Source organism: Rhizobium cerradonense, from assembly GCF_030182455.1.
Lineage (GTDB): Bacteria > Pseudomonadota > Alphaproteobacteria > Rhizobiales > Rhizobiaceae > Rhizobium.
Map to the genome: position 1 here is coordinate 20,489 of NZ_JAQJCK010000019.1, position 25,438 is coordinate 45,926.

Genomic DNA, 25,438 nt, shown 5'->3' on the forward strand with positions numbered 1-25,438 from the left:
ATGACGATAGCGACCCAAACCCTGCCTGCGCACGAGACACTCGATATATTTGAGGCGAAAGCCTATTCGCCCTATTATTTCTTTTCTTCGGACGAGTGGTCGAAATTCAGAGCCGATACGCCGCTGACGCTGACCGCCGATGAAGTGACGCGGCTGCGCTCCATGGGCGACCCGATCGATCTCGATGAAGTCCGACGCATCTACCTTTCGCTATCGCGCCTTCTGTCCTCGCATGTGGAATCCTCGCAGATCCTGTTCGAGCAGCGCAATCGGTTCCTCAGTCTTTCCGACGTCGCCAAGACGCCTTTCGTCATCGGTATCGCCGGCTCCGTCGCCGTCGGCAAATCCACTACGGCCCGTATCCTGAAGGAATTGCTGCGCCGCTGGCCGTCGAGCCCGAAAGTGGACCTGATAACGACCGACGGCTTTCTATTTCCGAATGCCGAATTGCAGCGCCGCAACCTGATGCAGCGCAAGGGCTTTCCGGAAAGCTACGATACCGCAGCACTCCTGCGCTTCCTCTCGGCGATCAAGGCCGGGCAGCCGGACGTCAAAGCACCCTGCTATTCGCATCTCGTCTATGACGTGCTGCCGGACGAATACAAAACCGTCGACCGGCCGGATATCCTGATTTTCGAAGGCATCAACGTCCTGCAATCGCGGCATCTGCCGGCGGATGGCAAGATCGTGCCGATGGTGTCCGATTTTTTCGATTTCTCGATCTATATCGATGCCGACGAGCATCTGATCCACAACTGGTACGTCGCCCGCTTCATGAAGCTGCGCGAAACCGCCTTCCGCGACCCCAACTCCTTCTTCCACCGCTACGCCTCGATCACAGAACAAGAGGCAATCGCGACCGCCGAAGGACTGTGGAAGAACATCAACCTGAAGAACCTGCGCCAAAACATCCTGCCCACCCGCCCGCGCGCTGATCTCATCCTGCAGAAAGGCAGGAATCATCTGATCGAACAGGTGGCGTTGAGGAAGCTTTAGAAGTTACGGGTTCACCCGCCTTAAGGTTAGGTTTATCCGGCCGCCGTTTTTCAGCAGAGTCGAGGTCGCCGGATAGATGCGGTCGACGCCGTGGAAGCAAAGCCTGCCTTTTCCGCCGAGAAGGACAATATCGCCGCTGGAAAGCTTGAAAGATAGCGTACGATCATTGCGGTTAAGGCCGCCGACGCGGAAGAGGCAGGCGTTGCCGAGCGAGATCGACAGCACGGGCGCCGCCAAATCCTGTTCGTCGCGGTCTTGATGCAGGCCCATGCGGGCATCGTCATCGTAGAAATTAATCAGGCAGGCTTCCGGCGGCTTTTCATAGCCCGCTATATTGCTCCAGAGATCAAACAATTGTTGCGGAATCCCCGGCCAGGGCCTGCCAGTCACCGGATGGTTCTGCTGGTAACGATAGCCGCGCTGCTTGTCCGTCACCCAACCCAGCGGGCCGCAATTGGTCATGCGCACGGACATTTCCTTGCCGGTGCCGGGCATGACCGGGGTGTAAAGCGGCGCCTCGGCGACAACGGCGCGGATGGTCTCGACCAGCGCTTCCTGAGTGGAGCGGTCGAGATAACCGGGAAGATGGCGAATTCCGTTGGGTAGGAGCATCGATATTTTCCAAGATTGGTGATCGTCAGGGAAGTGCGCCATTGCCGCGTCTTTGTGCATGGCCCCTCACCTCCGCCCTCTCCCCGCCTTGCGGGACGAGTGAGCTTACAGTACCTAATCCGAACCCGTCACGAGTGGGGAGCTTTGTTGTTTCACACTGTCGTCCCTTCTCCCTGCAGTGCGGCGAGAAGGTTGGGATGACGGGCCAGGCACAGAGCTACGGCAACAACAGACTCGCCTGACAAGCCCCATTTTACCCAATCAAACCAAAACCGCAGCCCGAAACCTATTCGCCCCCGGGCTTGCCTCGCATCTTCTTGACCTCAGAGCGACCCGATTTTTCCTTCAGGCGCCGTTCGATCGAGCCTTTGGTCGGCTTGGTCTTCTTGCGTGGCGGCGGCGGCGGTGCGGCGGCTTCGAGGATCAGTTCCTTCAGCCGCTCGCGTGCATCCTCGCGATTGCGATCCTGGCTGCGGAAGCGGCTGGCCTCGATCATCAACACGCCGTCTTTGGAAACGCGCCGGCCGGCGAGCCTCGCGGCGTTGGCCTTCACGCGGTCATTCAGCGACGGCGAATTCGGAATGTTGAAGAATAGCTGAACAGCGGTCGCGACCTTGTTGACATTCTGCCCGCCGGGGCCGCCCGCCAGAACGAATTGTTCCGTCAGTTCCCAGCCGGCAATGGTGATCCGGTCGTTGATGTAAAGCGCGTCGCTGGCCATGGTTTTCTCCGCGCCCGTCTATCCCATATTGACGCGCGGTTGAAAACAGGCAGAGGGCAAAATGAAAAACCCGGCGGACCGGCCGCCGGGTTTCACGTGAGTCATTCCTCTGTGCGGCGAATCACTCCGCCGCGACACGCAAACCCGGCGCCGCGTCACGGACGTTGCCGTCGACATGATCCTCGAACTTGGCGAAGTTGGAGACGAACATCTGCACCAGCTTTGCCGCCTGCGCGTCATAAGCCTCGCCATCGGCCCAGGTGGAACGCGGATCGAGGATTGCGCTGTCCACGCCTTCGACCGCAACCGGCACGGCGAAACCGAAATTCGGGTCGATCCGGAATTCGGCATTATCGAGATCACCCTTCAAAGCGGCGGCCAACAGGGCGCGCGTCGCCTTGATCGGCATGCGCCGGCCCGTGCCGTAGGCACCGCCGGTCCAGCCGGTGTTAACGAGCCAGCAGCCGGCGCCGTGGCGGGCGATCAGGTCCTTCAGCAGGTTGCCGTATTCGGCCGGATGACGCGGCATGAAGGGCGCGCCAAAGCAGGTCGAGAAGGTGGCTTCCGGCTCGACCACGCCTTTTTCCGTGCCGGCGACCTTGGCGGTGTAGCCGGAGAGGAAGTGGTACATCGCCTGTTCCGGCGTCAGCTTGGCAATCGGCGGCATGACGCCGAAGGCATCGGCCGTCAGCATGATGATCGTCTCCGGATGGCCGGTCATGCCGGATTCCGAGGCATTCGGGATGAAATGCAGCGGATAGGCGCTGCGGGTGTTCTCCGTCAGCGAACCATCGTCGAGATTCGGCACGCCATGTTCGTCAAGCACGACATTTTCGAGCACGGTGCCGAAACGGCGGGTCGTGGCGTAGATTTCCGGCTCGGCCTCGGCCGACAGGCGAATGGTCTTGGCGTAGCAGCCACCTTCGAAATTGAAGATGCCATTTTCACCCCAGCCATGCTCGTCGTCGCCGATCAATGTGCGGGTCGGATCGGCTGATAGCGTCGTCTTGCCGGTGCCCGACAGGCCGAAGAAGATCGCGGCGTCCCCATCAGGCCCGACATTGGCCGAGCAATGCATCGGCATGACGCCGCGTTCTGGCAGGAGGTAATTCAGGACGGTGAAGACCGATTTCTTCATTTCGCCAGCATAGGAGGTGCCGCCGATCAGGACGATGCCGTTGACGAGATCGCAGGCGATCACCGTTTCCGTGCGGCAGCCATGGCGCTCCGGATCGGCGCGGAAGCTTGGCAGATCGATGATCGTCAGCTTCGGCACGAAGCTTTCCAGCGCCGACCGCTCGGGACGAATGAGCAGGTTGCGGATGAACAGCGAGTGCCAGGCGAATTCGGTGACGACGCGCGTCGGCAGGGCGTAATCCTGGTCGGCGCCCCCGATCAGGTCCTGAACGAACAGGTCCTTGCCGTGTACATGCGCCAGCATGTCCTTGTGCAGCAGCGCGAAATGTTCTGGCGACATCGGCTTGTTGTTATCCCACCAGATTTGGTCTTCGGTGGTCGCGTTGCGGACAACGAACTTGTCCTTCGGCGAGCGGCCGGTGTGCTGCCCAGTCAATGCTCTCAGCACACCATGAGCGGTCAGATCGGCTTCGCGCCGACGAATCGCTTCCTCATAGAGATGAGCTTCCAAGAGATTATAACGAACACTGGCGGCGGCTCCCAGGCCGATCGATTCGAGTTCGGTTGCGGGATTACGGACGCCGAATTGCTCCATCGCTCTATTCCTCTACGTGGCCTCAGCCGTTAAAACTAAATAAAGCGTAGAGGCGTCTTTTTAAAAGCACAAGAGAGTAGAGCGAAAAATCTTTAATGATATCATGTATTTAATCGATTTAAATAAATTTTCATAATTTTAAATCGGTTGAATAGATACCAGCGAGACGTTTCGCCGCACAACCCGTGGTTAACTGTTTGTGTGTTCGGCAATCCGCCTCTTTATCTTTGCCACAATTTGTTCCACCTTTATCCCCATAAGCGCGCCAGGTTACCGCCAACCGAGCTGGCAAGCCACCTGGGAGCCACCTGGGGCTGGATTCCAAATCCGGGAGAGACGCGCACTGATGATGGAGACGAACACCATGTTGACAATCGCGCTCGTTGACGACGACCGCAATATCCTGACTTCCGTGTCGATTGCTTTGGAAGCCGAGGGATATAAGGTGGAGACTTATACCGACGGCGCTTCGGCGCTCGACGGATTGCTTGCCCGGCCGCCGCAATTGGCGATCTTCGATATCAAGATGCCGCGCATGGACGGCATGGAGCTTTTGCGCCGCCTGCGGCAGAAGTCCGACCTGCCGGTGATCTTCCTCACCTCCAAGGATGAAGAGATCGACGAGCTCTTCGGCCTGAAGATGGGCGCCGACGACTTCATCACCAAGCCTTTCTCGCAGCGTCTGCTGGTCGAGCGCGTCAAGGCCGTGCTTCGCCGCGCCTCCGCCCGTGAAGCCGCGAACGCGGCCAGCAGCGGCACAGCCGCGAAGCCCGGCGCCGCGCAACAGGCCCGCTCGCTGGAGCGCGGCCAGCTTGTCATGGACCAGGAACGCCATACCTGCACCTGGAAAGGTGAACCGGTGACGCTGACCGTCACGGAGTTCCTGATCCTGCATTCGCTGGCGCAGCGCCCTGGCGTGGTCAAAAGCCGCGATGCCTTGATGGATGCTGCCTATGACGAGCAAGTCTATGTCGACGACCGCACCATCGACAGCCACATCAAGCGGCTGCGCAAGAAATTCAAGATGGTCGATCTCGATTTTGATATGATCGAAACGCTGTATGGAGTCGGCTACCGCTTCCGCGAAGCGGCCTAGAGCCGGGGGATTTTAGGTCGAATCGACCTAAAATCTGAATCCGCTCGAGAGGTAGAGAACAGGGCATGATGTCGTCCGAAAACCGCTTACACTTTTCGGCATCATACTTGGATAGTTTACTGGACCGTGCGACGGGCAATGAAATAAGAGCATGCGGACAGGGTCGCCGATCCTGTCTTCGAAAGGGCCGCTGGCTTGGCACAACTGGTGCAAGATAGAGATATCGACGAGACGGAAAGCCCGAGCGACGTCAGAATCGCCCGCCGTCGGTGGACTCACCCTTTCACGCTGATCCGCCGCATCTTCGGCAATGCAGTCTTTTCGAGCCTGACGCGGCGTATCCTGTTCTTCAACCTCGCCGCCCTCGTCGTTCTCGTCGGCGGCATCCTCTATCTCAATCAATTCCGCGAGGGCCTGATTGATGCGCGCGTCGAGAGCCTGTTGACGCAAGGCGAAATCATCGCCGGCGCCGTCTCAGCATCCGCTTCGGTCGATACCAACTCCATCACCATCGACCCGCAGAAGCTGCTGGAACTGCAAGCCGGGCAGAGCATCACGCCCGTCCCGAACGACGAGGACCTGGAGTTCCCGATCGATCCGGAGAAGGTGGCGCCGGTGCTGACGCGACTGATCTCGCCGACGCGCACCCGTGCCCGCATCTTCGATGCCGACGCCAATCTGCTGCTCGACAGCCGCCATCTCTATTCGCGCGGTCAGGTGCTGCGCTACGATCTGCCACCGGTGGAAGACGCGGCTCAGAACTGGTCGGACTGGTTCAGCGGCCTGCTCAACAAGATGCTGCAGCCGGGCAACCTGCCGGTCTATAAGGAAGCGCCCGGCGGTGACGGTTCGATCTATCCGGAAGTGATGAACGCGCTGACCGGCGTGCGCGGCGCCGTGGTGCGTACCACGGAAAAGGGCGAGCTGATCGTCTCGGTCGCCGTGCCCATCCAGCGTTTCCGCGCCGTGCTCGGCGTCTTGCTGTTATCGACGCAGGCCGGCGATATCGACAAGATTGTGCATGCCGAGCGCCTGGCGATCATGCGCGTCTTCGGCGTCGCGACACTGGTCAACGTCGTTCTGTCGCTGCTTCTGTCCTCCACCATCGCCAATCCGCTGCGCCGGCTTTCGGCAGCGGCCATCCGCGTGCGCCGCGGCGGTGCGAAGGAGCGCGAGGAAATTCCCGATTTCTCCGCGCGCCAGGACGAAATCGGCAACCTGTCGATCGCCCTGCGCGAAATGACGACGGCGCTCTACGACCGGATCGATGCGATCGAAAGTTTTGCCGCCGACGTCAGCCACGAGCTGAAGAACCCGCTGACATCGCTGCGGAGCGCCGTCGAGACGTTGCCGCTCGCCAAGAGTGACGATTCCAAGAAGCGGCTGATGGATGTCATCCAGCATGACGTGCGCCGCCTCGACCGGCTGATAAGCGATATTTCCGACGCCTCCCGCCTCGATGCCGAGCTTGCCCGCTCCGATGCGAGATCGCTCGATCTCGAAGTGCTCTTGCGCGACATGATCGATATTTCCCGTCAGGTCGGGCACAGCAAGAAGGCGGTCGAGATAGACTATATCGTCGACCGCAAGCCCGGCACGAAGACCAAGTTCACCATCGATGGCCACGACCTGCGGATCGGCCAGATCGTCACCAACCTCATTGAAAACGCCCGCTCCTTCGTTGCGAAGGACACCGGAAAGATCACGGTCAGGCTGACGCGAACGCGAACGCGTTGCGTCATCTATGTCGAGGACAACGGGCCAGGCATCCAGGCGGAAAATATCGACCGCATTTTCGAGCGCTTCTATACCGACCGGCCGGAAGCGGAAGGTTTCGGGCAGAATTCCGGTTTGGGCCTGTCGATCAGCCGGCAGATCGCCGAGGCGCATGGCGGGTCGCTACGTGCTGAGAATATCGTCGACGGCGAGGGCCCGGCGCTGCTCGGCGCCCGCTTCATCCTCTCATTGCCGGCCGAAACACCGGCATGAGCAGCAAAGCGACCAATGTCCACGGGACGGCGATCGTGATCGGCAAGACCGGCCTGCTGTTTCTGGGACCATCGGGCAGCGGCAAGTCCACGCTTGCCTTCGCATGCCTTGCCGCTGCCAAGCCGCTTGGCCTTTCCGCCACATTGGTCGCAGACGACCAGGTTTTCATCACGCAGCGTGAGGGCGCCATCATCGCCGAATGCCCGCCTTCGATCGCCGGACTAATGGAGATCCGCTACACTGGCATCGTCCGCCTTCCCCATGTTTCTGAGGCCGAAATGCATTTCGCCATACGCCCGGTCGATCCGGCAACGGCCGAGCGACTACCCCCGGAAGACGAACAGATCGATGTGACTGAATCCATTCGCTTACCGCTGATCCGGCTGTCCGCGGCATCGGCCAATCCGCTTGCAGTAATTATGGCGAAAATCATCATCAGTTTGGATTAATCGGCCATTTAGGTCCTTGCAGGCGCCTAAATATCATATTTTAAGCTTGCACTTCGGCTTTTCATCGCCAAGATGTCCCCCCACCGGTGGACGACATTGCTGCATTGCGATATGGGCCACCTGTTTGCGTGTGCGATGGGAGCAGTAATATCATGATCGGACTTGTGCTTGTCACTCATGGCAAGCTGGCTGAAGAGTTTCGGCATGCCGTCGAGCATGTCGTTGGTCCGCAGAAGTTCATAGAGACGGTATGCATTGGTCCCGAAGACGACATGGACAAGCGCCGGCAGGACATCCTGCAGGCTGTTTCCGGCGCTGACGATGGGCACGGGGTCATCATCCTTACCGATATGTTCGGCGGCACTCCCTCGAATCTTGCGATCTCCGTCATGAATAGCGGTCATACCGAGGTTATTGCCGGCGTCAATCTGCCGATGCTAATAAAGCTTGCGGGCGTACGGGGCGACAACAACATGGAGAAGGCTCTGGTTGAAGCCTCCGAGGCCGGGCGCAAGTATATAAATGTGGCCAGCCGTGTACTCAGCGGCAAATGACGAGACAAACATCCCGCCCATGACGGAACTTTCCCGGGAACTTCTGATCATCAACAAACGCGGCCTGCATGCCCGCGCTTCCGCCAAATTCGTACAGACCGTCGAAGCCTATGACGCCACCATCACCGTCTCGAGGGACGGAACCACGGTGGGCGGCAATTCGATCATGGGCCTGATGATGCTTGCGGCAAGCCCCGGCTGCAGCGTGCTCGTCACCGCCAGCGGCACCCAGGCCGCCGAGGCACTGGATGCACTGGATCGTCTGGTCGCCGACAAGTTCGGCGAAGAGATGTGATCTCCGTCTCCGCGCTATGCATGCTTCAAGCGCCGGAATGCGGATCGATGCTGTAGGGATGCACGGGATAACCCGGACCAATGGCATCTTTGACACGGGCAGACCAGGCGGAGACCGCCGGGTAGTCGGTCAGCGGAAAGCCGCAATCCGCGGCGCGGTGGCTGTAGGCGTAGACCGCAATATCGGCGATCGAAAGATCGTTCCCGACAAGAAACGGAAGACCGGCGAGGCTGCGTTCCAAGGCCGAAAGAGCGCGGACCGCGGCTTCGTGCTTGCCCGAAACCAAGGCCTGATTGCGTTCCAACCGCCCAGTCAGCGTCCAGAAGCGCAGCGAGCCGATGACTGGCTCGATGTGGTATTGCTCGAAGAACAGCCATTGCATGACCTTGGCGCGCTGGTAGCGGTCCGTTGGCAGAAAGGGCGTGCCTTCGGCGAGATAGGTGAGGATCGCGTTTGATTCCGCGATCGCGTTTCCGTCCCCCAGTTCGAGAACGGGGATAGCGCCCACCGGATTGAGCTTCAGGAAGGCGTCGGTGCGGCTCTCGCCCTCGAAAATCGACACAAGATGGCTGGTATATGGGATTTCGAGGAGCCCGAGCAAAACCCTGGCTTTCCAGCCGTTCTGCGACGGCAAATAGTCATGAAGCGTGAGCATGGCGGTTCCTTCGCTGTGAAAAGGCCGAGTTTGCTCGCTACAGTCGTCTGTGCAATCCGATTCTTGCAAGCCGGACGCAGCCAATGATCGCCTAGTTTCTGTAGAGCGGCGATTTCGGCTGGAAAGCGGACTTTGCTGCCGTTGCATCCATTCTGCTTACCGCTTCGCCAGCATTGGCAAGATCAAGCCCCATCCAGTCTCTTGAGGTGGTCCAGACAGTTCGAACCCCAACTTCTTGTAGACGGCTATCGCCCGTCCATTGTCTGGATGCGGATCGGTCGCAATCACAGGTGCGCCCTCATCGAAAAGAGCCTGCATCCTCATTCCGATAAACGCTGAACCATGTCCAACGCCGACCATTTCGGGGTCTCCGATATATTGATCAATTCCCCGCGACCCTTTGGGAAGACCGGCAAAATGGTGATCTTCCCATCCGTGCACCGTGTAGTCCTGCAAGAACGCAAAGGGCCGTTCGTTAATTGAAATGATCCAGCGAGCCACCCGAGGATCAACCAGTTCTGCTTCACCATACGGCTCACCAGAACCCCACCATTCCAGGACATGCGGGCTCGACCGCCACGCCTTCAGTAAAGCGAGATCATCCAGGGTCGCTCTGCGAAACTCGTAAGGGTTGGTCGCGAACATTAGATCACTCTAGCAGATTGTGCGACGGTGAGTATGGGCCGAATCCAGACGTCCTCGCCTCAGCTATGAAAAATCGCTTGCCGCCGACACGCCGACTAGAGAAGCCCCGATAGTCTCATGACAGAGAAGCACCCTAAAAATCGACGGATATAAAGATATAAAGACTTCTTTATATCAACATTGATTTCCGGCCTGAAGCCTGCTACAGGGCATCATCCCACACGCTGTCAGCGTGCAATTCTTGTTGCATTCGGCCGAGGCGTTCGCCTGTGGTCCGTTCGCATCGTTCAGGCTGGAGACCTTCATGAGCACTGAAAAGGACTACATCGTCGCCGATATCGGCCTTGCCGACTTTGGCCGCAAGGAAATCTCGATCGCCGAAACCGAAATGCCGGGCCTTATGGCTTGCCGCGCCGAATTCGGCGAAGCGCAGCCGCTGAAGGGCGCGCGCATCACGGGTTCGCTGCACATGACGATCCAGACCGCAGTGCTGATCGAGACGCTTGTCGCTCTCGGCGCTGAAGTGCGCTGGGCATCCTGCAACATCTTTTCGACCCAGGACCATGCCGCTGCCGCGATCGCCGCTTCCGGCGTTCCGGTCTATGCCGTCAAGGGCGAAAGCCTTGAAGACTACTGGATCTACACCGACAAGATCTTCCAGTGGGCCGATGGCGGCTTCTCCAACATGATCCTCGACGATGGCGGCGACGCCACCATGTACATCCTGCTTGGCGCTCGCGCCGAAGCTGGCGAGGACGTCCTCTCCAATCCGCATTCCGAAGAAGAAGAAATCCTCTTCGCGCAGATCAAAAAGCGCCTCCAGGCATCGCCGGGTTGGTTCACCAAGCAGCGCGAAGCCATTAAGGGCGTCACCGAAGAAACCACCACGGGCGTCAACCGCCTGTATCAGCTCAGCCAGAAGGGCCTGCTGCCCTTCCCGGCGATCAACGTCAACGACAGCGTCACCAAGTCGAAGTTCGACAACAAGTACGGCTGCAAGGAATCGCTGGTTGACGGCATCCGCCGCGCCACCGACGTGATGATGGCCGGCAAGGTCGCCGTCGTCTGCGGCTATGGCGATGTCGGCAAGGGTTCTGCTGCTTCGCTTTCCGGCGCCGGCGCGCGCGTCAAGGTCACGGAAGTCGATCCGATCTGCGCCCTGCAGGCTGCCATGGACGGCTATGAAGTGGTTCAGCTCGAAGACGTCGTCTCGACCGCCGACATCTTCATCACCACCACCGGCAACAAGGACGTTATCCGCATCGACCATATGCGTGCGATGAAGGACATGGCGATCGTCGGCAACATCGGCCACTTCGACAACGAAATCCAGGTTGCCGCCCTGCGTAACCTGAAGTGGACGAACATCAAGCCGCAGGTCGACATGATCGAGTTCGCCAAGGGCAACCGCATCATCCTGCTGTCGGAAGGCCGCCTGCTGAACCTCGGCAACGCCACCGGCCATCCGTCCTTCGTCATGTCGGCTTCCTTCACCAACCAGACGCTGGCGCAGATCGAGCTCTTCACCAAGCCCGGCCAGTACAAGAACGAAGTCTACGTGCTGCCGAAGCACCTCGACGAAAAGGTTGCTCGCCTGCATCTCAGCAAGCTTGGCGTGAAATTGACGGAGCTTTCTGAAGAGCAGGCTTCGTATATCGGCGTCACTCCGAAGGGTCCGTTCAAGTCCGACCACTACAGATACTGATCTTACGATCGATATCCACAATATCTTGTGGCCCCGGCATTGACAAATGCCGGGGCTTATTTTTTGGCCCGCTCCCTTCCCGGCGATTCCCTTAGGCAGTATTGTTTTTAGACTTGATTCGTGACGAACCGGGCATGCCCGGAGCCATGAAAATGGGATGTCTTGTCGAGATGCGGCACAGTAGAGTCGGATGATTTTAGGTCGACACGACCTAAAATCTGAATCCGCTCTACAATCAAATAAGTAGAGCATGATGTCGTCCGAAAACCGCTTACACTTTTCGGCATCATGCTCTGAAGGACGGAGACAGACCGCTTATGTCTGAAGGGAAAGACAACCTGCCTGAGCCAGCGATACCCCCAGCGGCGATCGCGCGGCGGCGGCAGGGCGGCGCATATATGCTTTTACCGCGAGCAAAGCGGCGGACGAATGCAGGCCTTTTGGCCTCATTGGGTCGCTTGCTGCGTTTCAGCGTTTTCGGCGGCATCGTCAGCGGCCTGGCGGGTCCCGTTCTGGCGCAGACGAGCGCCGGCACGCCGGCGGTAGCCCGTCTCTTTACCTCCTCCGAAATGGCCGTCTTTTCCGTCATCATCGGCGTAATTTCCGCGGCACTTCTGTCGACGGTCTGGGTGGTCCGCCAGCGCGGCAATATGGAAAGCGAAAGCCGCGAGATCCGTACGGCGCTATCGGACGCGAACCAGCGCATTTCGCAGTATCAGGCGCTGATCGCCGACAAGAATCGCCGGATCGTCATCTGGGACGGGCAGAACGCACGGCCGGAGCTGCTTGGCCAGCTCCCCGTCGAGACCGGCGCGCCGCAGGACAACGAATTCCTCGCTTTCGGCCGCTGGCTGAAATCCTGGTCGGCCGGCGAGCTGGAGAAGGCGATCGACAAGCTGCGCAGCAGCGGCCAAAGCTTCGATATGGTGGTCGAGACGAACCGCGACGAGATATTGGAGGCGCAGGGCCGCATCTCCGGCGGCCGCGCCTTCGTCCGCTTCATCGCGCTCAACAATCTGCGCGCCGAACTGGCCGAGCTCAAGATCGAGCGCGACCGGCTCATGACTTCGATCTCCGCTTTCCAGAACCTGCTCGATGCCATCGACCTGCCGGTCTGGCGGCGCGATACCGAGGGCAAGCTGACCTGGGTCAACCAGGCCTATGGCGAAGCAGTCGAGGCGGTGTCGCCGGATGAAGCCATCCGCGAAGGCCGCGAATTCCTGACGACCGTCGCGCGCGAGCGCATCCGTGCATCCACCACGCCGGAATCGCCCTTCCACGACAAGATTTCCACCGTCGTACACGGCAACCGCACCTTCTTCGATGTCATCGACGTCAAATCGCCGGACGGTTCGGCAGGCATCGCCATCGACGTTTCGGAAGCGGAAGCGGTTCGCGCCGAGTTGGCACGCACCTTGAAGAGCCATGCCGAGACGCTCGATCATCTGGCGACACCGGTCGCGATTTTCGACGGCGACCGGCGGCTGCAATTCTACAATCAGGCCTTCGTCCAGCTCTGGGAGCTCGACATCGCCTTCCTCGAGAAGAAACCTGACAATAGCGAGCTGCTGGATCGGCTGCGCGGCGCCAAGAAGCTGCCGGAGCAATTGAACTGGAAGACCTGGAAAGACGGAGTCTTGTCCGTCTACCGCGCGCTCGACACCCAATCGGATCTCTGGCACCTGCCGAACGGTCAGACCCTGCGGGTTTTCGCCACCGCCCACCCGCAAGGCGGCGCCACATGGGTATTCGAGAATCTGACCGAGCAGGTCGATCTCGAAACCCGCTACAACACGCTGGTCAAGGTGCAGGGCGAGACGATCGACCATCTCTCCGAAGGCGTTGCCGTCTTTGGCCCCGATGGCCGCATCCGCCTCTCCAACCCGGCATTCCGCATCCTGTGGAACATCACCGAGGCACAGGCGAAGCCCGGCACGCATATCCAGGCTCTGGCCGAGGCCTGCGCGCCCTCCTACGACCGGCCGGACGGCTGGAAGCGGTTTGCGGAGCAGATCACCAGCTTCGACGACGAACGCCCGTCGTCGCAGGGCACGCTGGAGCTCTATTCCAATCTCGTGCTCGACTATGCCGTCATTCCGCTGCCGAATGCGCAGACCATGCTGACCTTCGTCAACAAGACCGACAGCGTGCGCGCCGAACGGGCGCTGACCGAAAAGAACGAGGCGCTGCTGAAGGCCGACGAGCTGAAGAACGATTTCGTCCAGCATGTTTCCTACGAGCTGCGCTCGCCGCTGACCAATATCATCGGCTTTACCGATCTTTTGAAGACGCCGGGCATCGGGTCGCTGAACGACCGGCAGGCAGAGTATATCGATCATATCTCCACCTCTTCCTCGGTGCTCTTGACGCTGGTCAACGACATTCTCGATCTTGCAACGGTCGATGCCGGCATCATGCGGCTGAACTATTCCGAGATCGGGCTCGACGACCTGCTGGACGAGGTGTCGATGCAGATCGCCGATCGGCTGCAGGAAAGCGGCGTCACGCTGGAAATCACCGTCCCCGCCCATCTCGGTTCCGTGGTTGCGGATCAACAACGGCTGAAGCAAATCCTGCTCAAGCTTCTGACCAACGCCGCCAATTTCGCGCCGGAAGGCTCGACGATCGAATTGAGATGCGCACGCGAAGGCACCGATTTCGTCTTCTCGGTCGCCGACAAAGGTCCGGGCATCCCTGAAGAGATCATGCGTACGGTGTTCAACCGCTTTGCTTCCAGCGGCAAGGGCGGCAAGCGCAGCGGCGCCGGTCTCGGTCTCTCCATCGTCGAAAGCTTCGTCAGCCTGCATGACGGCCAGGTCTCGATCGAAAGCCAGCCGGGCAAGGGAACCACGGTCACGTGTCGGATTCCCTCCGCCGAATTGCCGCACTCCGTCGCAGCAGAATGACAGCAGCGAACACAAGCATCTCCCTTTTCCTGGCAGACGACGCGGCAACCACTCGCCTGGGCGAAGATCTGGCGCTGGCGCTCAAGGCCGGCGACTGCCTGGCGCTGTCGGGCGATCTCGGCGCCGGCAAATCCTCGCTCGCCCGCGCCCTGCTGCGCGCCATGGCCGATGATGCCGAACTGGACGTGCCGAGCCCGACCTTCACGCTCGTGCAATCCTACGAGCTGCGCATCCCGGTTTCGCATTTCGATCTCTATCGTCTGGGCGACCCCAGTGAGCTCGACGAGCTCGGCTTTGACGAGGCGTTGCAGACCGGCATCTGCCTGGTGGAATGGCCGGAGATGGCCGAAGGCGAACTGCCGAAAGAGCGCATCGATCTCAAGCTCGAGCACGAAGGCGAAGGCCGCCGCGCGACCATTGTGGCATCGGCCAAGCAATTCGCCCGCATCCAGCGCGTTCTGGCGATCCGCGCTTTCCTCGACACCAATGGTTATGCCGGCGCTCGGCGGCGTTTTCTGACAGGCGATGCTTCGCTGCGCGCCTACGAATCCATCCATCCGCATGGCGGCGGTAAGCGTGTGATCCTGATGGACTGGCCGCGGCTGCCCGAAGGGCCGCCGGTGCTCGACGGAAAGCCCTACCCCAAAGTCGCGCATCTCGCCTGGGATGCCTATCCCTTCGTGGCGATCGCCAATGTCCTGCGCGAAAACGGCTTTGCCGCGCCGGAGATCTTCGCGGCCGACTATGATCAGGGCATTCTTTTGATCGAGGATCTCGGCACCGATGGCGTGCTCGACAAGGAAGGCAAGCCGATCGCCGATCGCTACCGGGCAAGCGTCGCCTGCCTGGCGCATCTGCACAGCCTTCATATCCCGCAGGACATCCCGGTCACGCCGGATCACGTCCATCATATTCCGGATTTCGACCGGACGGCCATGACGATGGAAGCGCGGTTGCTCATCGACTGGCATCTGCCCTGGAAACGCGGTGCGCCGGCGAGCGACGAGGAAAGGGCCGACTATCTGGCGATCTGGAATGGCCTGATCGGTAAGCTGGACGATGCGGAAAAGAACCTGCTGCTGCGCGATTTCCACTCGCCGAACATCATCTGGCGGGCCAAGGAAAAGAGCATCCAGCGAATCGGCCTCATCGATTTCCAGGATGCGATGATCGGGCCGACGGCCTATGACCTCGCCTCCATCGTCCAGGACGCGCGCGTCACCATTGAGCGCGATCTGCATGATGAATTGATGGCGGATTATCTGTCGCTGCGGCATACCCAAGGCGGTTTCGACGAAGCAAAGTTCCTGAAGAGCTGGGCGATCATGTCGGCGCAGCGCAATTGCAAGCTCGCCGGCCTCTGGGTGCGGCTGCTGCAGCGCGACGGCAAGCCCGGCTATATGAAGCATATGCCACGCACGCTCGCCTATCTCGCCATCGCTTTCGAACACGAAACGCTCGCTCCGTTGCGCGAATGGTGTGCACGAGCTGGAATAGGCGACGTCTAGCTGACCGAGACCGGGCGACGGTTTTCCTGCAATATGCTAAAGGAAGACAGCCGAGCGAATCACAAATTCGAGACGAGATGACCATCAAGCAAGCCATGGTATTGGCCGCGGGCCTCGGGACCCGCATGCGGCCAATTACCGATACCATCCCAAAACCGCTGGTAAAGATCGCCGGCAAGCCGATGATCGATTATACGCTGGATGCCCTGGCCGAAGCCGGTGTCGAGCGGGCCGTCGTGAACGTCCATCATCATGCCGATCAGATGGAGGCGCATCTTCGGAACTATCGCGGATTAGACATCCTGATCTCAGATGAACGCGATGCGCTGATGAACAATGGCGGCGGCATCGTCAAAGGCCTGACGCTGCTGAGCCGCGATTCTGTTTTCGTCATGAATGCCGACTTGTTCTGGATCGGCGAGAAACCCGGCCAACCAACAAACCTCGAGCGATTAGCCGGATTCTTCGACGAGCAGCGCATGGACATGGCCATGCTGTGCGTCGAGCTGGAAAGAACCACGGGTCACAACGGCAAGAACGATTTCAGCATGGCTGGGGACGGCCGGCTTACACGCTATCGCGACGCGCAATATAATGGCGTTGTCTATGCCGGCGCCTTCGTCATGAACCCCTCCCTTCTTGACGATGCGCCAAATGATGCCTTCAACATCAACATCTATTTCGACAAGGGAATCGCCAAGGGCCGGCTCTACGGCACGATGATGGACGGCCATTGGCTGACCGTCGGCACGCCGGAGGCGATCGGCGAGGCGGAGGAAACGATCCGGACTTTCCGGGCGTTTGCGTGACGGATGACGGGCGGGCACCGGCAACGCATCCTGACGATCCCGGCGGGCCTGCCTTTTCTCAAGACCCTTGCCAGCGCTCTCTGTGATGGCCGACTGACCGAGCACTTTCGCCACGATCCCGGCGATCCGCTATCGCTTGCCAAGGTTACCATCTTCCTGCCGACAAGGCGCGCAGCGCGCGTGCTGCGTTCGGAATTCGTCGATCTGCTTGGCGGCCGCTCCGCGATCCTGCCGGTGATCCGCCCGCTCGGCGAGACGGACGACGATAGCGGCTATTTCGAAGAGGCTCTGCCCGCGACCGCGGATCTGGCACAGCCGCTTGCCAATACCGCGCGGCTGTTGGAGCTGGCACGGCTGATCCTTGCCTGGCGCAACAGGCTGCCGCAGATCGTCCGCGACATTCATTCGGATTCGCCGCTTGTTGCTCCCGCAAGCCCGGCGGATGCGATCTGGCTCGCCCGCAATCTGGCCGAACTCATCGATTCCATCGAGACCGAGGATAGCGACTGGGCCGAGCTTGCCAAGCTTAGCGCCGACGACCATGCGCTCTGGTGGCAATTGACGACCGAATTCCTGCAGATTGCCAGTGCTTTCTGGCCGGCGCGGCTGGAGGAACTCGGCAAATCCTCGCCCGCCAGACACCGCAACGCCATCCTGCGTGCCGAGGCGCAACGGCTTGCCACAATGCAGCATGCCGGGCCGATCATCATCGCCGGCTCCACCGGTTCGGTTCCGGCAACGGCGGAGCTGATTGCCGCCGTTGCCTCCCTGCCGCAGGGCGTCATTGTGCTTCCGGGGCTCGATCTTTCGATGCCGGAGGAGGACTGGCGGCTTGTGGCGCCGGAGACGGGCGCTGGCGCTAGGGTCGATCCGACGACACGCAGCCATTCACAATATGGCCTGTCGCTGCTGTTGAAGCGGCTGCGCGTGGAGCGAAGCGATGTGGAAACCGTCGCCGAGGCGCCGGAGAGCATGCAGATTCGCGCTGAGGTCCTGTCGCGCGCCCTGGCGCCGGCGAAAGCGACCAGTGGCTGGGGTGCATGGCAAAAGACGCTGGCGCCTGACGCGATTGCGCGAGCCTTCGCCGAGGTCGCCCTGATTGAGGCGACGAACGAACGCGAAGAGGCGACGGCAATCGCCATCGCCTTGCGGCTCGCGCTGGAGAAGCCGGGGCGCAACGGCGGCGAAAGCCAGGCGGCACTGATCACGCCGGATCGCAATCTGGCGCGGCGCGTGACGGCGGAGCTGGCCCGCTTCGGCATCACCGCCGACGATTCGGCCGGAACGCCGCTCGCCGCCACGCCGCAAGGGGCGCTGCTGCAATTGCTGCTCGAGGCCACGCTTCGCCCCGGCGACCCCGTTGCCATCGTCTCGCTCATCAAGCATCCCCTCGCCCGCTTCGGTTTTCGCACGGATGCCTTGCAGCTTGGCGTCGATGCGCTGGAAGTGCTCGCCTTGAGGGGCGGCATCGCCGATGTCGATATCGGCGCGCTGGAATCCCTGCTCGACCGGCAGCTCACCGAACAGGCAATGGACCGACATGCGCCGCACTGGCGCAAATCCCTGCCTCCGGAAGCCGTGGAACATGCGCGCGCGCTGGCCCGAAAGATCGCAGCGGCATGCGAGCCGCTGACCTCAGCGCTTTCGCCGGCATCCACCGGACTTCCCACCCTTTCTGAATGGGCCGATCGCACGGGCCGGGCCCTTGAAGCAGTCGCCGCCGATGAGCGCGGCAATCTGGCCGGGCTCTGGTCCGGTGAGGCTGGCGATACGCTGGCGAGCCTGCTGAAGGAGGTCATGGACACCGACGGCCAGCTTGAAGCGGACGGGCCGCAGTGGATCGATATCATGGCCGCGCTCTCCGCCGGGCAGTCGGTCAAGCCGCGGGCGCTGAGCCATCCTCGCCTGTTCATCTTCGGCACGCTGGAAGCGCGCCTGCAGAGCGTCGATACGCTAATTCTCGGCGGGCTCAACGAAGGCTCCTGGCCGGGCCAGACCGCCAACAATCCCTTCATCTCCCGCACGATGAAGACCGAGATCGGCCTGGAACCGCCGGAGCGCCGCATCGGTCAGCTTGCCCACGATTTCGAAATGGCGAATGGGACGCGCGACTTGATTTATTCGCGCGCATTGCGACAGGGCTCGACCCCGACCGTGGCGTCGCGCTGGCTGCAGCGGCTGATGGCGCTGGGCGGCAAGACGTTTGCCGGGGAATTGAAAGCGCGCGGCGATCAATATCGCCATTGGGCTGGGATGATCGACGAAGGCGAAAACCAGGCGCCGGCGTTGAGGCCATCCCCGAAACCGCCAGCCGAACTGCAGCCAAGAAGCTATTCCTTCAGTGAGGTCGGACGCCTTCGCCGCGATCCCTATGCGATCTACGCCCGACGCGTCCTGCGGCTCGACCCGATCGCTCCCTTCAACCGCGAGCCCGGCCCGGCCGAGCGCGGCACGCTCTATCACAAGATCATCGATCGCTTTATCCGTGAGGGTCATATCGCCGGAACGCCGAATGCATCGCTGGCTATGGATCGTATCGTGGCCGAGCTTTTCGACGCGGAGCAACTGCCGGTTCATATCGATAGCGTCTGGCGGCCACGTTTCCGCGAAGTGGCGCGCGCTTTCCTCGCCTGGGAGGCGGAGCGGCGGCCGGAGATCCGCTCGACGGCAACGGAAGTGCCTGCGGGCGTCGAGATCGAGCCGATCGGCATCCGCTTGACCGGCGTTGCCGACCGCATCGATTTCAAAGGCAGCAGAGCCGCCGACATCATCGACTACAAGACCGGCTACAATCCTTCGCCGGCGCAGGCCCGCGCGCTGCTCGATCCGCAATTGGCTCTGGAGGCTTACGCACTCAAGGCCGGCGCTTTCCGCGATGTCGGCGCACTTGCTCCGGAGAACCTGCTTTATGTGCGTCTGAGGCCCGGCGATCGCTTCAAGGTCGATCAGGTCAACAACGAACTTTCCGGCCGCAGCGGCAAGACGGAAACAAAGTCGGCTATGGATTTGGCGGAGGAGTCGATGGACCAACTCGTCAAATTCGTTGCCCTGCTGCAGTCCGGCGAAAAGGGCTTCTCGTCACGGCTGATCCCCGCCCAGCAATTTGAATATGGCGGCGACTACGATCACCTGGCCCGTGTCTCCGAATGGTCGACGGCAGAGACCGAACAGGAGGGAGGCGGCGATGAGTGAGCTTTCCGACGGCGAACTCAGCGCCCTGCCCGATAGCGACGATCCTGGCGTCTGGATCGGCTGGACGACGGTGCAGCAATCCATTGCCTCCGATCCGGAACGATCCGCCTGGGTCTCGGCCAATGCCGGTTCCGGCAAGACGCATGTGCTGACGCAGCGCGTCATCCGCCTGCTGCTCGCGGGCGCGCGGCCCTCGGCCATTCTCTGCCTCACCTACACCAAGGCCGCCGCGTCGGAGATGTCGAACCGCGTCTTCGATCGTCTGGCTGCCTGGGCAACATTGCCGGACGAGGAGCTGAAGGCGCGAATCACCGAGATCGAAGGCGCGGAGCCGGGTCTCTTGAAGCTCGCCGAAGCTCGCCGCCTCTTCGCCAAGGCGCTGGAAACGCCGGGCGGGCTGAAGATCCAGACGATCCACGCCTTCTGCGAAGCGCTGCTGCATCAATTCCCGCTGGAAGCCAATGTCGCCGGCCATTTCTCGGTTCTCGACGATCGCGCCGCGGCGACCCTGCTGGATGATGCCCGTCGGTCCCTGTTGACGGCAACGCCGCATGATCCGAATGCCGAACTTGCCGAGGCCTTCGCCTATGTGCTCGATCTCGGTGATGAATCCGGCCTGGAGACATTGCTGGGCGAGATCGTCGCCAACCGCAATGCTATCAGGCGCTTCACGGCGGAAGCCGAACGGAACGGCGGCATTGAGGCCGCGCTGCTTACCCGGCTCGGTCTCTCTCCCGAAGACACGGAAGCTGGGATCGCGGAGCAGTATTGGCCTCTGCCCGGTCTTTCCGGCTCGACGCTGGAGCTTTACCTCACGCTTGCCGATCTCAAGGGCGGAGCGAAAGCGCAGGATATCGCCTATGGGCTGCGCCTTGTCAAACGTGAAGCGAACCCGATCGCCCGCGCAGAGATTCTCGAGAAGGTCATGCTGACCGCCAAGGGCGAGCCGAAGTCGGACAGCCAGTTTTTCGTCAAGGCGATGCTGGCCGATGCACCCGCGCTGGCCGACGCAGTCGCTGCCGCCCGCGCCCACGTCGTCGCTTGCCGCGACCGGCTGAAGCTGATGCGGATGTATCGCGCCACCCGGGCGGCGCTTACCCTCGCCGACCGGCTGAACCGCGACTATGAAGAACTGAAGAAGCGGCGCAGCCAGCTCGATTTCGAAGACCTGATCACCCGCACCGCCGATCTGCTGACCAAGAAGGACGTCGGCCCCTGGATCCACTACAAGCTGGACCAAGGCATAGACCATATCCTCGTGGACGAGGCACAGGATACCAGCCCGATCCAATGGAGCGTCATCCAATCGCTGGCGGAGGATTTCTTCTCCGGCGAAAGCGCGCGCCCGACCCTCAGGACGATCTTCGCGGTCGGCGACGAAAAGCAGTCGATCTATTCCTTCCAGGGTGCGCGGCCCGAACGTTTCTCCGAGGAGAGCGACCGGACGCGGCGGCGCGTGGATAATAGCGGCCAGCAGTTTTCATCGATCCGCCTTCCGCTCTCCTTCCGTTCCACCGCCGATGTGCTGGCCGCCGTCGACCATGTCTTCACCGCGCCCGAGAATGCCCGTGGCCTCAGTGCCGCCGCCGAGCCCGTCGTGCACCGCTCCAGCCGCATCGGTCATCCCGGCGCCGTCGATCTCTGGGAGATGATTGCGCCCGAGCCGCTGGCGAAGGAGGAAGACTGGACGGCGCCCTTCGATTCGACGCCGGAAAGCGCGCCGGCGGCGATCCTGGCGCGGCGCATGGCGCAGACAATCGGCAACATCATTGGCCGCGAGACGATCATCGACAAGGGAAAGGCGCGCTTCATCGAGGCCGGCGATATATTGGTGCTGGTGCGCAAGCGCGACAGCTTCGTCAACGCGCTGACCCGGGCCTTGAAGCGGCGCAACAACATTCCCGTCGCCGGCGCCGACCGGCTGGTGCTGACTAGCCACATCGCCATTCAAGACCTTTTGGCGCTTGGCCGCTTCTTGCTGCTGCCGGAAGACGATCTTTCGTTGGCAGCGCTATTGAAGAGCCCCCTGTTCGATCTCGGCGAAGACGATGTGTTCGCGGTTGCAGCCTATCGCGGCGGCGATGAAAGCGTCTGGAGCCATCTCCAGAAATTCGCCGATGACGGCAATGAGCGCTTCCGGCATGTCGTCGACCGGCTGAAGACCTTTCTGGCGCTCTCCAAAAGCCTGTCCGTGCATGACTTCTACGCTCGCGTTCTCGGCAGCTTCGGCGGCCGGCGGCAATTCCTGGCGCGGCTCGGCACCGAAGTCAGCGACATCCTCGATGAGTTCCTGACCTTTACATTGGACCACGAAACCTCCGGTCTGCCGGGCCTGCAATCCTTCATCTCGACGCTGGAGCTGGAGGCGCCGACCGTGAAGCGGGAGCAGGACAAGGGCCGCAACGAGGTGCGGATCATGACGGTGCATGCCTCCAAGGGCCTGGAAGCGCCGATCGTCTTCCTCGTCGATGGCGGCGGCAAGGCCTTTACCCATACGCATTTGCCGAAGCTGCGCCTGATCGAGACCGGCAAAGGCGAAATCCCGCTGCCCGTCTGGGTGCCGGTCAGCGCACTTGCCAATTCGCTGACACAGGCCGATGCGACGAGGCTGCAGTCGCTGGCGGAGGAGGAATATCGCCGCCTGCTCTATGTCGGCATGACACGCGCCGCCGACCGGCTGATTGTCTGCGGCTATCGCGGCATTCGCGAAAACGCCGATACATGGCATGCTATGATTTTCAGGACGCTGCGCCAGGATGGCGAGCGCTGCACGCCTGTCAGCTTTTCCGGACCGGATGGCGAGTGGCAGGGTTTGAGCTGGCGCGTGACCCAGGTCGAGCGCAGTTTCGAGCACATGGAACAGGCGGAAGCGACCGTGGACCGAGGAGCGCTGCCGGTGGGATTAAGCCGGCCGCTGCCGCCGCAGCGAAACCTACCCCGGCCGCTCAGCCCTTCCGGTGCCGGCACCATCATCGACGATGAAGCCGACAATCTGCTTGTCGCCTCGCCGCTGTTCACCGAGAAGCCCAAATCGGATCGCTCGCTGGAAAAGGGCCGCTTCATCCACCGCATGCTGCAGACATTGCCGGAGATCGCGCCGGCAGATCGCGCCGATGCCGCGCGGCGCTACGCCGAGCGAGCCGCACGCTTCTGGCCTGAGGCCGAACGCGAAGCGCTGATCAACGCGGTGATGGCGCTGCTGTCGCACCCAGACCTGCAGGGTGTTTTCAGCGCCCATGCCCAGGCCGAAGTCTCGATCATGGGCACGCTGACGCTCGGCGATCAAAACTATGCCGTCTCCGGCCGCATCGACCGGCTGACCGTGCTCGACGATCGCGTGGTCATCCTCGACTACAAAACGAATCGCGTGCCGCCGCGTGGTGCCGAAGGGATTCCTTTCGCCCACCGGGCCCAGCTTGCCATCTATCGCGAGATCCTTTCGCCGCTCTATCCCGGCAAACGCATCGATTGCGTGCTTGTCTACACCGAGAACGCCTCGATCCACACGCTCTCCCAAGAAGCGCTCGCATTGGCGCTTGCGGAGCTCAAAACAAAGTGAAATACCAAATATTGAAATTTGGGCACCGCACCATCACATATCTAGCAACCCGCAAATCCTGGTAAGGAGCAGCCTATGGCTACCGTGAAAGTCGATACCTCCAACTTCGCTGCCGAAGTCCTGCAGTCCGCAGAGCCTGTCGTCGTTGATTTCTGGGCCGAATGGTGCGGTCCGTGCAAGATGATCGCGCCTGCTCTCGAAGAGCTCGCCGTACAGTTCGAAGGCAAGGTGAAGGTCGCCAAGCTCAACATCGATGAAAACCCGGAACTGGCTGCCCAGTTCGGCGTTCGCTCGATCCCGACGCTTGCCATGTTCAAGGCCGGCGAAGTTGCCGACATCAAGGTTGGCGCCGCTCCCAAGACCGCCCTGCAGAGCTGGATTTCCAGCGCTGCCTAATCGGTATCGACTGAGAGAATGAAAAAGCCCGCTTCGTGCGGGCTTTTTGTTGGTCGGAGAACACGGGCCATCCTCGCTCTTCGAGGCTTCGTACCATCAGGGCGAGGATGGAGCAGCTCGTCGCCACGGCAACGCAGAGATGAATGATGAGCCCGTAGCGCGGCTGGGCGAAAAGGTCAGCCCTCATGCCGAGGAGGCCCGCAGGGCCGTCTCGAAGCACGAGAGCGGGTTGTTGATCAAGGCACCGGAATCACTTCGGCGGCGTGCCGTTATCGGCAAGGACATCACCGACGAGATATAGCGAGCCGCCGATCAGAATGCGCGGCGCCGGCAAATCGGGTACGGCCAGTTCCTTGATCGCATCCAGCGCTTGGCCGACGCTCGACATCGGTTCGGCCACCAGACCAGCATCGTAAGCCGCGCCGGCCAAAACCACGGGATCGATCATCGAATCGCTGCCGCGGATCGGCACGCAATAGACCTTTTCCGCCAGGCCGGTGAATGCCTTGAAATAGCCGACAGGATCCTTGGTATTGATCATGCCGGTAATCAGGAACAACGGTCGCGGCTGGCGCTCCTCGAAATTGGCCATGGCTTCGGCAATGACCTCGCCGGCGCCGGGATTGTGGCCGCCGTCGACCCAGATTTCCGCGCCTTCGGGTGCGTGCACCAACAAATCGCCTTCCGTCAGACGCTGCAGGCGGCCCGCCCATTCGACCGAGGCCATCGCCTTTTCCATCATCGCTTCGGTGACGACAAAGCCCGCGGCCTTGACGGCACGGATGGCAGCGGCGGCGTTGGCATATTGATGCCGGCCCGGCAGGCGGGGCAGCGGCAGGTCGGCGAGACCGAACTCGTCCTGATAGACCAGCCGGCCATATTCCTCGTGAGCGGAAAAATCCTGGCCGAAAACCGCCGTCGGGCAACGCAGCCGCTCGGCAGTCGAGATCAGCACGTCCAAGGCGGCATCATATTCCTGATGGCCGATGACCACGGGACGGCCGGGTTTCATGATCCCCGCCTTCTCGGCCGCGATCAGCTCGACGCGGTCGCCGAGATAGGGCTGGTGATCGAGCGAGATCGGCATGATCACGGAGGCGGCCGGATCGGAAATGACGTTGGTGGCGTCGAAACGGCCGCCGAGGCCGACTTCGATGATCGCGACATCGGCCGGCTGCTCGGAAAACAGCATGAAAGTCGCCGCGGTCAGGATTTCGAAGACCGTGATCTTCTCGCCGCCATTGGCGTCGGCAATCCGCCGGAGCACATCGGCGAAAACCGCATCGTCGACGAGCTTGCCGCGGCCGCCCTTGATGCCCAGGCGGTAGCGCTCGTGCCAATTGACGAGATGTGGCGAGGTATGGACATGCACGCTCAGGCCGCCGGCCTCGAGAAGCGCTCGGCAGAAGGCCGTCACCGAGCCCTTGCCGTTGGTGCCGGCGACATGGATCACCGGCGGCAACTTTTTATGCGGATTGCCGAGGATGTCGAGCAGCCGAGTGATTCTATCCAGCGAGAGATCGAAGCCTTTGGGGTGCAGCCCCATCAGCTTGTCGATCTCCCGTGCCGCCTCGCTCATTGCGGATTGATCCATAGCCGTCATCCCGCACCTCCGCCTT

The 25,438-nt window shown here is 61.2% G+C and carries 19 protein-coding genes; 13 read left to right on the plus strand and 6 right to left on the minus strand.

From position 1 onward, the window contains the following. On the plus strand, positions 1-996 hold the full coding sequence (coaA, locus tag PH547_RS28195) for a type I pantothenate kinase (protein WP_104821472.1): 996 nt from the start codon (positions 1-3) through the stop codon (positions 994-996). Between the two features lie 3 nt (positions 997-999). On the opposite strand, the gene PH547_RS28200 is transcribed toward coaA, so the two are convergent. The 3 genes from PH547_RS28200 to PH547_RS28210 form a co-directional block, all read right to left on the minus strand. Continuing rightward, the gene (locus PH547_RS28200; RefSeq protein WP_104821471.1) at positions 1,000-1,608 is read right to left on the minus strand and encodes an alpha-ketoglutarate-dependent dioxygenase AlkB; all 609 of its coding nucleotides are present in this window, start codon (positions 1,606-1,608) and stop codon (positions 1,000-1,002) included. Between the two features lie 286 nt (positions 1,609-1,894). After that, complete coding sequence (gene arfB / locus PH547_RS28205) at positions 1,895-2,329, minus strand: alternative ribosome rescue aminoacyl-tRNA hydrolase ArfB (protein WP_104821470.1); 435 nt, start codon at positions 2,327-2,329, stop codon at positions 1,895-1,897. Between the two features lie 121 nt (positions 2,330-2,450). Then, complete coding sequence (locus PH547_RS28210) at positions 2,451-4,061, minus strand: phosphoenolpyruvate carboxykinase (RefSeq protein ID WP_104821469.1); 1,611 nt, start codon at positions 4,059-4,061, stop codon at positions 2,451-2,453. A 364-nt stretch (positions 4,062-4,425) separates the two neighbouring features. Between PH547_RS28210 and PH547_RS28215 the strand changes: the two genes are divergently transcribed. The 5 genes from PH547_RS28215 to PH547_RS28235 all read left to right on the plus strand — a co-directional run bounded on the left by PH547_RS28215 (position 4,426) and on the right by PH547_RS28235 (position 8,444). Beyond that, a complete protein-coding gene (locus PH547_RS28215; protein ID WP_199773506.1) occupies positions 4,426-5,157 on the plus strand; it encodes a response regulator transcription factor in 732 nt (243 codons plus the stop codon). A gap of 195 nt (positions 5,158-5,352) precedes the next feature. Next, positions 5,353-7,146, plus strand: a complete 1,794-nt coding sequence (locus PH547_RS28220; RefSeq protein WP_104821467.1) for a sensor histidine kinase — start codon at positions 5,353-5,355, stop codon at positions 7,144-7,146. Further along, positions 7,143-7,595, plus strand: a complete 453-nt coding sequence (locus tag PH547_RS28225) for an HPr kinase/phosphorylase (protein ID WP_104821466.1) — start codon at positions 7,143-7,145, stop codon at positions 7,593-7,595. The genes PH547_RS28220 and PH547_RS28225 overlap by 4 nt, the downstream gene beginning before the upstream one ends. A gap of 152 nt (positions 7,596-7,747) precedes the next feature. Next, a complete protein-coding gene (locus tag PH547_RS28230; protein WP_104821465.1) occupies positions 7,748-8,149 on the plus strand; it encodes a PTS sugar transporter subunit IIA in 402 nt (133 codons plus the stop codon). A gap of 19 nt (positions 8,150-8,168) precedes the next feature. Further along, positions 8,169-8,444 (plus strand): HPr family phosphocarrier protein, encoded by a 276-nt coding sequence (locus PH547_RS28235; protein WP_104821464.1) that lies wholly within the window; start codon positions 8,169-8,171, stop codon positions 8,442-8,444. A 25-nt stretch (positions 8,445-8,469) separates the two neighbouring features. Here the strand turns inward: PH547_RS28235 and PH547_RS28240 are convergent, their stop codons facing one another. Beyond that, positions 8,470-9,099, minus strand: coding sequence for a glutathione S-transferase family protein (locus tag PH547_RS28240; protein ID WP_104821463.1), 630 nt, complete (start codon positions 9,097-9,099; stop codon positions 8,470-8,472). Between the two features lie 156 nt (positions 9,100-9,255). Continuing rightward, positions 9,256-9,744 (minus strand): GNAT family N-acetyltransferase, encoded by a 489-nt coding sequence (locus PH547_RS28245; protein WP_104821462.1) that lies wholly within the window; start codon positions 9,742-9,744, stop codon positions 9,256-9,258. 304 nt (positions 9,745-10,048) lie between these two features. On the opposite strand from PH547_RS28245, the gene ahcY reads away from it, so the two are divergent. The 7 genes from ahcY to trxA all read left to right on the plus strand — a co-directional run bounded on the left by ahcY (position 10,049) and on the right by trxA (position 23,819). Further along, the gene (gene ahcY, locus PH547_RS28250) at positions 10,049-11,449 is read left to right on the plus strand and encodes an adenosylhomocysteinase (protein WP_104821461.1); all 1,401 of its coding nucleotides are present in this window, start codon (positions 10,049-10,051) and stop codon (positions 11,447-11,449) included. Between the two features lie 317 nt (positions 11,450-11,766). After that, complete coding sequence (locus PH547_RS28255) at positions 11,767-14,355, plus strand: PAS domain-containing sensor histidine kinase (protein WP_285170025.1); 2,589 nt, start codon at positions 11,767-11,769, stop codon at positions 14,353-14,355. Further along, on the plus strand, positions 14,352-15,863 hold the full coding sequence (gene tsaE / locus PH547_RS28260) for a tRNA (adenosine(37)-N6)-threonylcarbamoyltransferase complex ATPase subunit type 1 TsaE (protein WP_285170026.1): 1,512 nt from the start codon (positions 14,352-14,354) through the stop codon (positions 15,861-15,863). The genes PH547_RS28255 and tsaE overlap by 4 nt, the downstream gene beginning before the upstream one ends. Positions 15,864-15,940: 77 nt before the next feature. After that, positions 15,941-16,672: a nucleotidyltransferase family protein gene (locus tag PH547_RS28265; RefSeq protein WP_104821458.1), complete on the plus strand. Its 732-nt coding sequence runs from the start codon at positions 15,941-15,943 to the stop codon at positions 16,670-16,672. A 3-nt stretch (positions 16,673-16,675) separates the two neighbouring features. Next, positions 16,676-19,864 carry a double-strand break repair protein AddB gene (gene addB, locus PH547_RS28270; RefSeq protein ID WP_285170027.1) on the plus strand — a complete coding sequence of 1,063 codons (3,189 nt, stop codon included), beginning with the start codon at positions 16,676-16,678 and terminating at the stop codon, positions 19,862-19,864. Beyond that, positions 19,857-23,423 (plus strand): double-strand break repair helicase AddA, encoded by a 3,567-nt coding sequence (addA, locus tag PH547_RS28275; RefSeq protein WP_285170028.1) that lies wholly within the window; start codon positions 19,857-19,859, stop codon positions 23,421-23,423. The genes addB and addA overlap by 8 nt, the downstream gene beginning before the upstream one ends. A gap of 75 nt (positions 23,424-23,498) precedes the next feature. Next, a complete protein-coding gene (gene trxA / locus PH547_RS28280) occupies positions 23,499-23,819 on the plus strand; it encodes a thioredoxin (RefSeq protein ID WP_028753820.1) in 321 nt (106 codons plus the stop codon). Positions 23,820-24,069: 250 nt separating this feature from the next. Here trxA and PH547_RS28285 read toward each other — a convergent pair whose 3' ends face one another. Continuing rightward, positions 24,070-25,398 (minus strand): bifunctional folylpolyglutamate synthase/dihydrofolate synthase, encoded by a 1,329-nt coding sequence (locus PH547_RS28285; protein ID WP_199773553.1) that lies wholly within the window; start codon positions 25,396-25,398, stop codon positions 24,070-24,072. Positions 25,399-25,438: the final 40 nt, after the last annotated feature.